The organism is Rhodococcus sp. 15-2388-1-1a (assembly GCF_002259145.1).
Classification (GTDB): Bacteria; Actinomycetota; Actinomycetes; order Mycobacteriales; family Mycobacteriaceae; genus Rhodococcoides.
In genome coordinates this window covers 23,266-35,414 of the sequence record NZ_NPFP01000026.1, presented here as the reverse complement: position 1 = coordinate 35,414, position 12,149 = coordinate 23,266, and the positions used below count along the sequence as shown (strand labels likewise).

Annotated in this window: 12 protein-coding genes and 1 riboswitch; of the genes, 8 read left to right on the top strand and 4 right to left on the bottom strand. The window is 66.0% G+C overall.

Features of this window, described 5'->3' with window-relative positions:
* Positions 1 to 60: 60 nt before the first annotated feature.
* On the bottom strand, positions 61 to 672 hold the full coding sequence (ctaE, locus tag CH302_RS15985; RefSeq protein ID WP_037192869.1) for an aa3-type cytochrome oxidase subunit III: 612 nt from the start codon (positions 670 to 672) through the stop codon (positions 61 to 63).
* Between the two features lie 151 nt (positions 673 to 823).
* On the opposite strand from ctaE, the gene CH302_RS15980 reads away from it, so the two are divergent.
* Together CH302_RS15980 and trpD are read left to right on the top strand one after the other, a co-directional pair.
* Entirely contained in the window at positions 824 to 1,300 is a 477-nt protein-coding gene (locus CH302_RS15980) for a hypothetical protein (RefSeq protein ID WP_037192867.1), read from the top strand.
* A gap of 51 nt (positions 1,301 to 1,351) precedes the next feature.
* Positions 1,352 to 2,413 carry an anthranilate phosphoribosyltransferase gene (gene trpD, locus CH302_RS15975; protein ID WP_037192865.1) on the top strand — a complete coding sequence of 354 codons (1,062 nt, stop codon included), beginning with the start codon at positions 1,352 to 1,354 and terminating at the stop codon, positions 2,411 to 2,413.
* Positions 2,414 to 2,425: 12 nt separating this feature from the next.
* On the opposite strand, the gene CH302_RS15970 is transcribed toward trpD, so the two are convergent.
* Positions 2,426 to 2,701 carry an Lrp/AsnC family transcriptional regulator gene (locus CH302_RS15970; protein WP_027497377.1) on the bottom strand — a complete coding sequence of 92 codons (276 nt, stop codon included), beginning with the start codon at positions 2,699 to 2,701 and terminating at the stop codon, positions 2,426 to 2,428.
* 54 nt (positions 2,702 to 2,755) lie between these two features.
* On the bottom strand, positions 2,756 to 4,555 hold the full coding sequence (locus CH302_RS15965) for a DEDD exonuclease domain-containing protein (RefSeq protein ID WP_082323736.1): 1,800 nt from the start codon (positions 4,553 to 4,555) through the stop codon (positions 2,756 to 2,758).
* 147 nt (positions 4,556 to 4,702) lie between these two features.
* On the opposite strand from CH302_RS15965, the gene CH302_RS15960 reads away from it, so the two are divergent.
* The 5 genes from CH302_RS15960 (at position 4,703) to CH302_RS15940 (ending at position 9,735) form a co-directional block, all read left to right on the top strand.
* On the top strand, positions 4,703 to 4,984 hold the full coding sequence (locus CH302_RS15960) for a hypothetical protein (protein WP_037192862.1): 282 nt from the start codon (positions 4,703 to 4,705) through the stop codon (positions 4,982 to 4,984).
* A 115-nt stretch (positions 4,985 to 5,099) separates the two neighbouring features.
* Positions 5,100 to 5,263: riboswitch (cyclic di-AMP (ydaO/yuaA leader) on the top strand.
* Between the two features lie 16 nt (positions 5,264 to 5,279).
* Positions 5,280 to 5,834 (top strand): C40 family peptidase, encoded by a 555-nt coding sequence (locus tag CH302_RS15955; protein ID WP_037192860.1) that lies wholly within the window; start codon positions 5,280 to 5,282, stop codon positions 5,832 to 5,834.
* Between the two features lie 307 nt (positions 5,835 to 6,141).
* The gene (locus tag CH302_RS15950) at positions 6,142 to 7,203 is read left to right on the top strand and encodes a C40 family peptidase (RefSeq protein ID WP_037192859.1); all 1,062 of its coding nucleotides are present in this window, start codon (positions 6,142 to 6,144) and stop codon (positions 7,201 to 7,203) included.
* Between the two features lie 103 nt (positions 7,204 to 7,306).
* A complete protein-coding gene (locus CH302_RS15945) occupies positions 7,307 to 8,587 on the top strand; it encodes a hypothetical protein (protein ID WP_230596339.1) in 1,281 nt (426 codons plus the stop codon).
* A 23-nt stretch (positions 8,588 to 8,610) separates the two neighbouring features.
* Positions 8,611 to 9,735 (top strand): glycosyltransferase family 4 protein, encoded by a 1,125-nt coding sequence (locus CH302_RS15940; RefSeq protein ID WP_037192856.1) that lies wholly within the window; start codon positions 8,611 to 8,613, stop codon positions 9,733 to 9,735.
* 10 nt (positions 9,736 to 9,745) lie between these two features.
* On the opposite strand, the gene CH302_RS15935 is transcribed toward CH302_RS15940, so the two are convergent.
* The gene (locus CH302_RS15935; protein WP_037192854.1) at positions 9,746 to 11,551 is read right to left on the bottom strand and encodes an AMP-dependent synthetase/ligase; all 1,806 of its coding nucleotides are present in this window, start codon (positions 11,549 to 11,551) and stop codon (positions 9,746 to 9,748) included.
* 169 nt (positions 11,552 to 11,720) lie between these two features.
* Between CH302_RS15935 and CH302_RS15930 the strand changes: the two genes are divergently transcribed.
* The gene (locus CH302_RS15930) at positions 11,721 to 12,113 is read left to right on the top strand and encodes a hypothetical protein (protein WP_037192852.1); all 393 of its coding nucleotides are present in this window, start codon (positions 11,721 to 11,723) and stop codon (positions 12,111 to 12,113) included.
* Positions 12,114 to 12,149: the final 36 nt, after the last annotated feature.

The following is a 12,149-nucleotide window of genomic DNA, read 5'->3' as shown; positions in this document are numbered from 1 at the left end:
ACGGACCGAACGTCGGGGGCTGAATCCGTTCGCTCGTTATCTTTGGCGTGCTGACTGTCACTAGCGGATGAAGTAGATCGTTGCGAAGAGGGCAATCCAGACGATGTCGACGAAGTGCCAGTAGTACGAAACGACGATGGCGGCGGTGGCCTGCGCGGGCGTGAACTTACTGACCAGCGTCCTGGTGATCAGGAACACGAAGGCGATGAGTCCGCCGATCACGTGCAGTCCGTGGAAGCCGGTCGTGATGTAGAAGACCGAGCCGTACACGCTGCTCGAGAGCGTCGTGCCCTCGTGGACCATGTGGTAGTACTCGTACGCTTGGCCGGCCACGAAGAACGCGCCCATGACCAACGTGATGATGTACCAGCGGCGCAGTCCGAAGACGTCACCTCGCTCGGCGGCGAACACACCCAGCTGGCAGGTGAACGACGATGCGATCAGCACCGCGGTCACCGGCACAGCGAGAGCGAGGTTCAGTTCCGTCGGCTCCGGCGGCCAGATTCCATTCGCCTGGGCGCGTGCGACGAAGTACATCGCAAACAGCCCGGCGAAGAACATGAGTTCACTAGACAGCCACACGATCGTGCCGACGCTGACCATATTGGGGCGGTTCAGCGAGTGCACGCGTTGGGTGATTGCCGATCCTTGAGTCCCTACAGCGCTCGTCACAAAGAGAAGTATGACCCGTCGTAGTACGGAAGGCATATCCGGGTCCGCTCTTGGCGCGTCGTGTCGGAACGAATCCGAGTGCCTCCTTGTTCCCGTGCTGGTGGAAGGCCCTGTACGGGCCGGTAGGGTCCAGTCGTGCAAGGCTGGCCTCATGGCAAAGCGCACCGAAGGTGGATGGTTTCGGAGACTGTTCTCGCGATCGACGGCCGAACGTCTGGACCCCACCCGTGACGACCTGGTGACAGTGGCGAGTTGCTTCGACGACGCACAGGCATGCTCGGCCGTGCTCGACGAAGCGGCGAGGACCCAGCCGGTGTGGACGGAGGCGTCGGACGTGCTGCTTCGGCACCATCTGCTGTTGCCCGCTCACGAAGTCGAGGACGCCGCGTCCGTCGCGGCGCAGGACGGTTACGAAGTCGGACCGAACGTCGAACTCGAGGACAGCGAGGGCTATCGCCCGAAGGTCGACGACGGTGTCCCTCTGGTGCTGCAACGTGTGCAGGTGCTCGACGCCTTGCACTGCTCGCAGGAGCGTTCTCGCATGGCGGGCCTCGCTCAGCGTCGAGGGGGAGCCGTCCTCGGCTGGGACGCGCTGCAGCCCGCGCAGCCCGACGCAGCGTCTGGCTAAGCTTCCACGGCACCGAGTGCATCGACGGCAGAAGGGCACGGCAGAACCACCATGACCGCAGCGATCAGCGACGAACAGCCGCGAACCTGGCGTCGAATCCTCGGCGCGTTGACGAACCACACCGATCTGTCCAGCGCCGACACCGGCTGGGTCATGGACGAGATCATGGCCGACAACGCGACAGCCGCGCAGATCGCAGCCTTCGGCGTAGCGCTCAAGATGAAGGGCCCGACGCCGGCGGAGGTGAACGGGCTGGCCGAATCGATGCTGGCGCACGCAGTGCTGGTGCACACCGACACCGACGCCGTCGACGTCGTGGGGACCGGAGGGGACGGAGCAGACACCGTCAACATCTCCACGATGGCCGCCGTCGTCGTCGCTGCCAGCGGCATCCGAGTCGTCAAGCACGGCAACCGCGCAGCCTCGTCGAAGAGCGGCACGACCGACGTGCTCGAGGCGTTGGGCGTCCGCGTGACACTCGGGGCCGCCGCAGTCGCGGCGAGCGTCGAGCAGGTCGGCATCGGCTTCTGCTTCGCGCCGATCCACCACCCCGCACTGCGCTTCGCCGCCGCACCGCGCAAGGAAATCGGAATCCCCACGGTCTTCAACGTGCTGGGGCCACTGACGAACCCGGGCCGCCCGCGCGCAGGCCTGATCGGCTGCGCGTTCGAGAACCTGGTCCCCGTGGTCGCCGACGTGTTCGCCGCCAGGGGCAGCTCGGTGCTCGTCGTCCGCGGCGACGACGGACTGGACGAGATCACCCTGTCGACCACCACGACCGTGCACGTGGTGTCCGGTGGTTCGGTGAAAGTCGAGACGATCGACCCGCTCGACTACGGCATCGCCCGAGCGCCCATCGAAGCTCTGAAAGGCGGAGACGCCCAATTCAACGCAGCCGTAGCGCATCGCGTGTTCGCCGGTGAACACGGCCCCGTCCGCGACGCAGTACTGCTCAATGCGGCCGCAGCGATGGCAGCGCACCGTGGCGTGTCCGGCGACCTCCACACCCGGATCGAAGCCGGATTGGCCACTGCCGCAACGACAGTCGATTCGGGCGCGGCCGCACGTCTGCTCGCCGATTGGGGTCGATGCACCAACGAACTCGTCGACTGACGTAGAGGACGCCTACTCGCCTATCGAGAAGCCGGCATCGACATCGGCGCTCGAATAGGACTGGAACGCAATGTGAGTGGTGGTGCTGCGCACTCCCCGCACACGATTGATGTGCTTGGTGATGACCTCTGCGATCGAAGCATGATCGCGAACCTTGACGATGGCGATCAAATCGACATCCCCAGCACACGAGTAGACCTCCGACACCCCGTCGACATCGGCAACGGCCTGAGCCGCCTCCGGAATCAAGTCGGCCTCGGCGTCGATCAAGACGATGGCATTGATCATCTGTGCTCCTCAAGCATCTCGAGCTCGGTGTCCGACGCGAGCTACCCCCAGACCCTAGTTGCTGCCGTGCTGCAAGAGTCGTTCCGCAGGCTCCACTCCTGCCCTGAACGGTCGTTCCGCAGGCTCCACTCCTGCCCTGAACGGTCGTTCCGCAGGCTCCACTCCTGCCCGTGCTGCTTCTCGCGCCGTCCGACACCACGACTCCCACGAACCCGCCGACCGTGCCGGGCTGCAGTACCCACTGCTCGTACGCACGATCCGGACGCCGTCCGTACGCAGCCAGGCCGCAATCAGTCCGACTTCCTCCGGCGGCGCGCCGCGAAGCGGGGTGGTATCGGGCAGCACCGTCTCGGCCGACGCGGTGATGGCATCGACAACAGGCATCGGATGCACTCCGCGCGGCGCGACGGCAGCGCCGGCCAGACGCCCGAAACGCACCACGATCAACTCCCACCCGCCGTCGGACGTCCGCTTCGCCGCAACCAGTTCGGCAATGGTGGCCACTGCTGCCGATCGGTGCATCCTGCGCAGTGCATCGACGGTGATCGCGATCCGGTCGCGTAGACGAGCTGCCGTCTCGTACAGCTCCTTGTCCGCCAACTCGGCGACGCGGTGGCGCATGGAATAGAGAACGGCATCGTCCTGACCGCACACGAGGGCGAGAAACTGTGTCGGGGCGTCCGAGTACTCGTCGGCCGTCAACGGGCCGGACAGTGCCGCTGGGCAGCCTCCGACGTCGGTTGCCGGGCAGTGGTCACCGTGTCGGACCGAGCGAGCCAGACGTCGAGTGCACGTTCGTAGGCGGCAGAACTCCGCGACGAGCGCAGCGGCCTCGGCGGCGTCGCCGCGAACCGAGAACGGTCCGAGGCTGTTCGGTGTCGGTGTGCGAACGATCGACAGGCGGGGAAACGCCTCGTCGGTCAGGGTGATCCACCACCCCTTCCTGGGAAACTTCGAGCGGCGGTTGTAAGGCGGGATGTGCGCCGAGAGCAGCCGTAGCTCGCGGACTCCGGCCTCGAGCGCGTGCGCACACTCGACGTGGTCGACGCGAGTGGCCAATGCGACCATCTCCTTCATCCGGCCTCTCGTCTCCGAGCCGGTGAAGTAGTTGCGCACGCGTCGCTTGAGGTTGTTGGACGTACCGACGTACAGCACCTCGTCGGACGGGCCGCGGAACAGATAGACGCCGGGGGTGCCGGGTAGATGAGCAGCCAGGCCGCGTTTGGCGCGCTGGCCGGCCGAGACCGCGGGTAGGTAGTCGACCAACTCGGCGTAGCTGTGGACTCCCTGATTGCCCACACGTTCGATGAGGCCGTGCAGAACGTCGACGGTCGCCCGGGCGTCGTCGAGTGCGCGGTGGGTGGGCCTGGTGCCGGACCGGAACAATGTCGACAGCGCGGACAGCTTCACCGACGGAGCCTCGTCGCGCGTCAGAACTCGACGAGCCAGCTTGACGGTGCACAGCACCTGAAACCGTGGCCACGCGATGTCGAGACGACTGGCGGCCGCTTTGAGGAATCCCGTGTCGAAGCCGGCGTTGTGCGCCACCAGTACCGAACCGCGGGCGAATTCGAGGAAACCGGGCAGGACCCGTTCGATGCGCGGCGCGCCGATGAGCATCGCCGATGTGATGCCGGTCAGCTCCACGATGTACGGCGGGATGGATCTGCCCGGGTCGATCAGGGTGGCGAACTCGCCGAGAATTTCTCCGCCTCGAACCTTGACTGCCCCGATCTCGGTGATGGCCTCGGTGTCCGCGCTACCACCGGTGGTCTCGAGGTCGACGACGACGAACGTCGTCTCGTGCAGAGGGGTGTCGAGTTCGTCGAACGTCAGCTGGATGGGCAGGCTCACCGGGACGACGTTAGGGCCGACCTCCGACAAGAACGCTCAGCGCGCCGCCGAACGTCGTCGTGTCACGAAACCTGTCGGTGCCCGACGCTATCTTTCGCTTCGTCGGCCGATTCGGCCGCCGGAAACCGCAAAGAGACAAGGATCACAATGATCATCGACTGCAGTGACTGCCTGGTCCGTGACATCGCCTGCGCGGACTGCGTCGTGACGGTGCTTCTCGGGGCTCCGGGGATGCCGTCGAGATCGGACGGGCGGTGGGTCGGTCCGCCGTCTCGTATCACTCTCGAGCAGGAAGAACTCGGTGCCATGGGTGTGCTCGCCGATGTCGGTCTCGTGCCCACTCTCAAGCTCGTCGTGAACGACGAGGACACCGCCGAGGTTCCGTTGTTATCGACTCGTGACACACCGGGGGATCAGCGCGCCGGCTAGCGAGAATCGGGGCGAATTCACTCGCCTCGGCGAGTTGGGGTCGACACAGGGGTATGCCATTTCGTAACCTTCCTGAGACCTTGCGGAGTCTCGCCAGTCCAAACCGGAGTGGCGTCGCAAGTCACCGCCTAATCGATCACTCGCGAGAGTGTTCGTACCGGGAACCCGATATCTACTGGGGTGAATCCCGCTGAGCCACCACACGGTGGCCGGTGGGTAGGGCTGCTCTTCCCAGCCCGAACCCGTCAGCTAACTCGGTCGGCGGACGATAGGAAGAAACGGAGCACCATCTTTCGTGGCGTCACAACTTTCCAACCGATCATTGCGGCGAGTCCTCGTAGCCGGAGCGCTCACGGCAGGCGTGGTCATTCTTCCCGCTGCACCCGCAATGGCGGCCCCCCTCACCATTCCCGGCGTCGGAACCTTCGAGATTCCTGACATCCCGGGCCTCCCTCCCCTCAACATTCCCGGTGTGCCTGCGCCTGGTGCGCCGTTGGCACCCCAGGTCACCCCGGCAGCGAAGGCCGTTCAGGCCGCAGAATCCAAGATCGGTGCACCGTACGTGTACGGCGCTTCGGGTCCGGATTCGTTCGACTGCTCCGGCCTCGTTCAGTGGGCGTACAAGCAGGCCGGCATCAGCTTGCCCCGTACGAGCTACGACCAGGCGGCCGCGGGCACTCCGGTCTCGCGCGACAGCCTCGCCCCCGGCGACGTCGTCTCGTTCTACGATGGCTCACACTCGGGCATCTACGTCGGCAACGGCAATGTCGTGCATGCATCCACGTCCGGCGTGCCGGTCAAGGTTGCTCCGCTTGCCTCGATGCCGTTCGACGGTGCTCGCCGTTACTGATTCGAGCGACCGACGTCTGCTGTGATCGACCGACAGGGTCGAGCCGTTCATCGGCTCGGCCCTGTCGGCGTATCCGGACACGGACCGCGCGACACGCCGGTCCGGTGGACAGGGAAGCATCCAGTTCGTAATCTGATCGAGACCTGGTCGATGTTTATTTTGTGACCTGTCACCTCGAACCCCCGTCGATTTCGGACCGTGTTCACGTCCGCGCCCGTAAGAGCATGGGTATGGTTCGTTTTCGGTCTACTTTTCCAACCGTTGCCTCGGTCGAGGTGACATCTGTGAGGACGGAGAGTCGCTTTCCGTGGCGATATCGAGATCTACCCGAGCGTTGCGTACTGCCCGTAACTCGCTGGTTGCTGTTGCACTGACCGCATGCATCGCCGTGGTGCCGACGACGACGGCGACCGCGCAGCCGGGATTCGGTTCGGCGTCCGACGCGCAGACCGAGCTCGCCGAGCTTTCTCGCCAGTCCGAGCAGACCACCGAATCTCTGCACAATGCTCAGATCGATCTCGACGCCAAGAACCAGCAGCAACTCGACGCGCAGGTCGTCGTAGACCAGAGCCGTGCCGCGGTGGACGCAGCGCAGGCTCAGTTGGAGCAGCTCAAACCGGCCATGGACAAGGTCGCCAACGTCAACTATCAGGGCGCGCGGACCAACCGACTGTTCGCCGTCATGGTCAGCGACTCGCCACAGCAGTTGCTCGACCAGATGTCGGCGCTGGACGTGATCTCTGCGGAGACCGCCGACCAGGTTGCTCGTTTCAAGCAGGCGAGCTCGGATGCCGAGACTGCCGAGCAGGCCGCAACGACGGCCGCCGAGCAGGCTCGCGTCGCCGCGGAACAAGCCAAGGCCGTCAGCGACGACCTCCAGGCCAAGCAGAGTGAGCTGCAGGGGCAGATAGCCGAGGTCATGGCCGCCTACAGTGCGCTCTCGTCCTCGGAGCAACTGGCTCTGGCCGGTTCGGCGCTGCCCGACGGATTCGACCCCGCCACGATTCTGCAGAACCTGACGCCGGGATCGGGTGCCAGTGCGCTGCAGGCCGGCCTGACGCAGATCGGCAAGCCGTACGTGTGGGGCGCAACCGGCCCGGACGGCTTCGACTGCTCAGGGTTGGTCGTGTGGGCGTACAAGCAGGTGGGCAAGACGTTGCCGCGGTCGAGTCAGGCGCAGGCGGCAGGCGGAACTCCGGTGGATCAGAAGGATCTGCAGCCGGGTGACGTCGTCCTGTTCTATCCGGACATCTCACACGTCGGCATCTATGCCGGAAACGGCAACGTGCTGCATGCCTCCACCTTCGGTGTTCCCGTGAAGGTGCAGTCGATGGCTTCGTTCCCGTACTACGGGGCGCGTCGATACTGAGGGTGTGTCTCGACGATCGACTGACGGCGGCATGAACGCCTCGAACCGGCCATCCGGGTTGCAGGTTCTCCTCCGATCGTCATGGCTTCGTTGGACGGCGGTCGTGGTCGTCGCAATCGTGGCCGTCTCGGTCGTCCTGATTCACCGATTCGACGGCAAGCCCAGTGCCGGGACCGCAGACGTGACAGTCGCTCAGGCCCCGCCGACCTACGATCAGCAGCGCCGCGCCGATGTGACCGTCCTCCTCGACCAGTGGGCGCGGGCGGTTCGCTCCGGAGATCTCGATGCACTGCGCGAGTTGATGGATCCGCAGGCCGACCCCGACTTCGTGGAAGCACAGATGCGTCGGGCGGCAGTGGTACCGGGCGTCCCCTTCGCCGAGTTCGGCTACGACCTGGGTGACGACCCCGAGACCCCGGTGCCGCCGCCGATCGCCGCGGCGCTCGATTCAACCGATGTGTGGGCACCCTCGGTGTATCTGCGTTACGCGGTCACCGGTCCGGACGCATCGCCGACGCGGCGGCCGGTCTCACTGGTCGTGGCCGAGCGGGACGGTCGGTGGCGGCTGGTCGACGACGCGGACCTGACCGAGTACCGACGCCACACCTGGCGTGGGCCGTGGGATTTCGGCCCTCTGACCGTGCGCTCGGTGCCCACCGCAGCCGGGACATCGGTGGTCATGGGCCATCCGGACCGCGAGCAGTTCGTCGAGAGCCTCGCGGCCGAACTTCCGTCGGCAACCGCGGCCGTCACCGACTTCTGGGGCGACGACTGGGCGCGCGACGGGCTGGTCTTCGTCGCATCCTCCGCGGAGGAGTTCGCCGAGCTGACGGGATCCGATCCGTCCACCGATGTGGCCGCGGTGACGGTGTCCGACGCGGTTGCGGGGGACGGCTCCCGGCCGACGGGTCAGCGGGTGGTGTTCGGTCCGGACGCGGCGACGCGGTTGACTGCGTTCACCGTTCGCTCGGTTCTGCGACACGAGTTGACTCATGTGGCGGCGCGGGCGCGGACGTCCGACGGTACGGAGTTGTGGGTGTCGGAGGGGTTCGCCGACTATTCCGGGTACCGAGATTCGGGTGCCGACTTCGGGCAACTTGCGCCCACGCTCGCGGCGATCGTGGCGGCGGGTGGGCCGCCGACGGTGCTGCCGAAGAACGAGGACTTCGGGGCCGGTGGTGCCCGGTCGAGTGTGGCCTACGAATCGGCGTGGTCGGTGTTCGCATTCGTGGCCGATCGGTTCGGGGAGTCGACCCTGCGCTCGCTGTACGAAGCTCTTGCGTCCGAGAGCTCCACCGATTCTGCCTTCGCGTCGGTGCTGGGGTCGGACCGCGCACAGTTCGTGGCCTCGTGGGGCGACTGGGTGGCTCGCCAGGCCCGCTGAGACGGGGCGCTACGGTTGACGCCATGCGTCGTACTCTGCTCGTGACGAACGACTTTCCGCCTCGCCCGGGTGGAATCCAGTCCTATCTGCACAGCTTTGCCTCGCAGCTGCCGGCCGACGAGCTGGTGGTCTACGCACCTCGATGGCGCGGCGACTCGCACGAGAAATTCGACGCCAGGCAGCCGTTCGAGGTGATCCGGCATCCGACGACTCTGATGTTGCCCACTCCGCTCGTCGCGCGTCGGGCAGCTCGAATCCTGAAGTCCCGAGACTGCGATTCGGTGTGGTTCGGTGCGTCGGCTCCGCTGGCCGTGATGTCGTCGCACCTGCGCAAGGCCGGGGCCGAGCGCATCGTGGCGAGTACGCACGGTCACGAGGTCGGTTGGTCGATGGTGCCGGGCGGGCGGGCGACTCTGCGCACGATCGGCGAGAACACCGACGTGGTGACCTACGTCAGCAAGTACACCCGGGGGCGCTTCAGCTCGGCGTTCGGTCGGACCGCAGCGCTCGAGCACCTGCCGCCCGGTGTCGATACCGATCGCTTCGTGCCCGACGACGCTGCACGAGCGGAACTGCGCGCGCGCTACGGCCTCGGTGATCGCCCGACCGTTCTGTGCCTGTCCCGGCTCGTTCCGCGCAAGGGTCAGGATTTCCTGGTCCGGGCGCTCCCGGGGATCCGCCGGGCCGTCGACGGTGCGGTTCTGGTGATCGTCGGCGGCGGGCCGTACGAGAAGACTTTGCGCGAGCTCGTTCGATCCACCGGCATGGAGCAGCACGTGGTGTTCACCGGCACCGTGCCGTCGGCGGAGCTCGCCGCCCACCACACCATCGCCGACGTGTTCGCGATGCCGAGCCGAACCCGAGGCGCCGGTCTCGATGTCGAAGGTCTCGGCATCGTCTACCTCGAGGCGTCTTCCTGCGGAGTACCCGTTGTCGCAGGCATGTCCGGGGGAGCGCCGGAAGCGGTGCAGCACAACAAGACCGGCCTCGTCGTCGACGGGACGTCGGTCTCGGACATCACCGACGCGATCGTGAAGATCCTGTCCGATCGCACGCTGGCCACGCAGATGGGCAACGCCGGCCGCGCATGGGTCGACGCGGAATGGCGCTGGGACGTACTGACGGAAAAGCTGCGTTCGTTGATCTAGGCAGTACGGCTCAACGGGCGTAGATCGCCTCGATCTCGTCGGCGTAGGCCGCGGTGATGACGTTGCGCTTGAGCTTCATCGTGGGAGTCAGCTCGCCGCTCTCCTCCGAGAAGTCGTGGGGGAGTAGTCGATACTTCTTGATGGACTCTGCATGCGAGACGGACCTGTTCGCGTCGGCGACGGCGGCGTCGATCTCCGCGACCAGTTCGGGATCGGTCTGCAGATCCGCTGCGGTGGCGTCGGCGGCCTTGCCGTGGGAGGACTTCCAGCGATCGAACGCGTCCGGATCGAGGGTGATGAGCGCGCCGATGAAGGGCTTCTGATCGCCCACGACGACTGCCTGGCTGATCAACGCGCCCGCCCGCAGCTGGTCTTCCAGTCCGGCCGGTGAAACGTTCTTGCCGCCTGCGGTGACGATCAATTCCTTCTTGCGCCCCGAGATCGTGATGTAGCCGTCCTCGTCCACGGAACCGAGATCGCCGGTGCGGAACCAGCCGTCGTCCAGCGACTCGGCGGTCGCGTCCTCGTTGCGCCAGTAGCCGTCGAACACGACCGGTCCGCGGAGTTGGATCTCGCCGTCCTCGGCGATGCGCACCGTGTTGCCGGGCAGTGGACGCCCGACGCTGCCCACGCGTTGGAATCCGATGGTGTTGACCGCGAACGCCGCGGTGGTTTCGGTCAGCCCGTAGCCCTCGTAGATCGTCACGCCGATGCCCCGGTAGAAGTGGCCGAGACGGGAACCGAGAGGCGCGCCGCCGGAGATGGCGAGTTCGCACTTGCCGCCGAGCGCTGCCCGCAGTTTGCCGTAGACCAACTTGTCGAACACGGTGTGCTTGGCGCGCAACACCATTCCCGGTCCGCCGGTGTCCTGTGCCTCGCTCCACGCCACTGCGCATTCGGTGGCGAGGTCGAAGATCTTTCCCTTGCCGTCGGCGTGCGCCTTCTGCTTGGCGGTGTTGAAGACCTTCTCGAACACTCGCGGTACCGAGAGGATGAAGTCCGGCTGGAACGTGCCGAACGTCGCAACGAGGTTGGGGATGTCGCTGGTGTGCCCGAGGGTGACCCCGGCGTCGAACGAGGCGATGGACACCGCGCGTGCCAGTACGTGCGCCAACGGAAGGAACATCAGCGTGCTGCGGCCCTGCCTCATCAGTGATTTCAGCGACGTCTCACGAATGCCGAGTGATTCGGCGAGCAGGTTGGCGTGGGTCAGCTGGACGCCCTTGGGGCGACCCGTGGTTCCCGAGGTGTAGATGAGGGTTGCCGGGTCCGACGAGGCGAGTGTCGAAACCCGTTGGTGCACCTCGTCTTCGGTGATCCCGGTCCCGCCGTCGATCAGTGCCTGCACTGCGTCGGTGCCTGCCGAGTTCGCGATGACGAACGTCTGCCGGACCGACGGGGCAGCTGCCACAACGGACTTCGTCTCCTGCACGTGCGCGTCGTTCTCGAGGATCAGCAGGACCGGCTCGGCGTCTTCGAGAATCCACTCCACCTGCCCGGCCGAGGACGTCTCGTAGATCGGTACCGTCACGCCGCCCGCGGCCCAGATCGCGTAGTCGAGAACCGACCACTCGAAACGCGTCGACGACATCAGTGCGACCCGATCGCCCTGCGCGATGCCCGCGGCGATCAGACCCCGCGCCACCCCGACCACCAGGCGCTCGAACTCGGCAGCGGTGACGTCGATCCACTGCCCGTCCGACAAGCGGCGGAACACGACCGCGTCCGGCGAGGTGCGGGCGCGAGCGAAGACGGTATCGACAGCCGAGTCGGTGTCCGCGATGGCGTATTTTGCGGCGACGGTGAACTCGCGCACGGGATTACCTCCGGATAGAACGGGGAGAACGAAAGTCGATAGCTCGGCTTCACAGATACTCTAGACCCGGGCTCACGGCGTCGAAATGCGCCTCGAAAGAAGGCTGCAGGAACGAGCCTGAAGAGAGGGGACGCGCATTGCCCCGGACCCGATATGTGAAGCTCTGTCGATGAGCAGTATTCAAGTTGCGGATCAGACATTCGTGGCCGCCCCCGGTGAGCGGGTGGCGCAGGCGTTCGCGTCGCCCGAGCGGTGGCGTCGATGGTGGCCGGATCTGAACCTGACCATCACCGAGGACCGGGGTGAGAAGGGGATCCGCTGGGCAGTGCGCGGCGGGGTCGTCGGAACGATGGAACTGTGGCTCGAGCCTGCGCTCGACGGTGTGATCGTGCATTACTTCCTGCATGCCGAACCTGCCGCGGACGTCGACGTGGCGGCGCACCAGCACACTCGGCGGGTGGCCGGACGAGCGATGACGTTCGAGCTCAAACGAGAGCTCGAGGCCGGTCGGTCTGCAGGTGAGGCACCCCACCACGTAGCGTCGACTCCGGCTCGAGAATGAACCGCGCGGTACGGTCGGCCGGTTCGCGTTGTGCGT

What these genes read in the sequence shown, in the direction of transcription:
- CH302_RS15980 (WP_037192867.1), top strand. Translation starts at nt 824, where the DNA reads ATGGCAAAGCGCACCGAAGGTGGATGGTTTCGGAGACTGTTCTCGCGA.
- trpD (WP_037192865.1), top strand. Translation starts at nt 1,352, where the DNA reads ATGACCGCAGCGATCAGCGACGAACAGCCGCGAACCTGGCGTCGAATC.
- CH302_RS15970 (WP_027497377.1), bottom strand. Translation starts at nt 2,701, where the DNA reads ATGATCAATGCCATCGTCTTGATCGACGCCGAGGCCGACTTGATTCCG.
- CH302_RS15960 (WP_037192862.1), top strand. Translation starts at nt 4,703, where the DNA reads ATGATCATCGACTGCAGTGACTGCCTGGTCCGTGACATCGCCTGCGCG.
- CH302_RS15940 (WP_037192856.1), top strand. Translation starts at nt 8,611, where the DNA reads ATGCGTCGTACTCTGCTCGTGACGAACGACTTTCCGCCTCGCCCGGGT.
- CH302_RS15930 (WP_037192852.1), top strand. Translation starts at nt 11,721, where the DNA reads ATGAGCAGTATTCAAGTTGCGGATCAGACATTCGTGGCCGCCCCCGGT.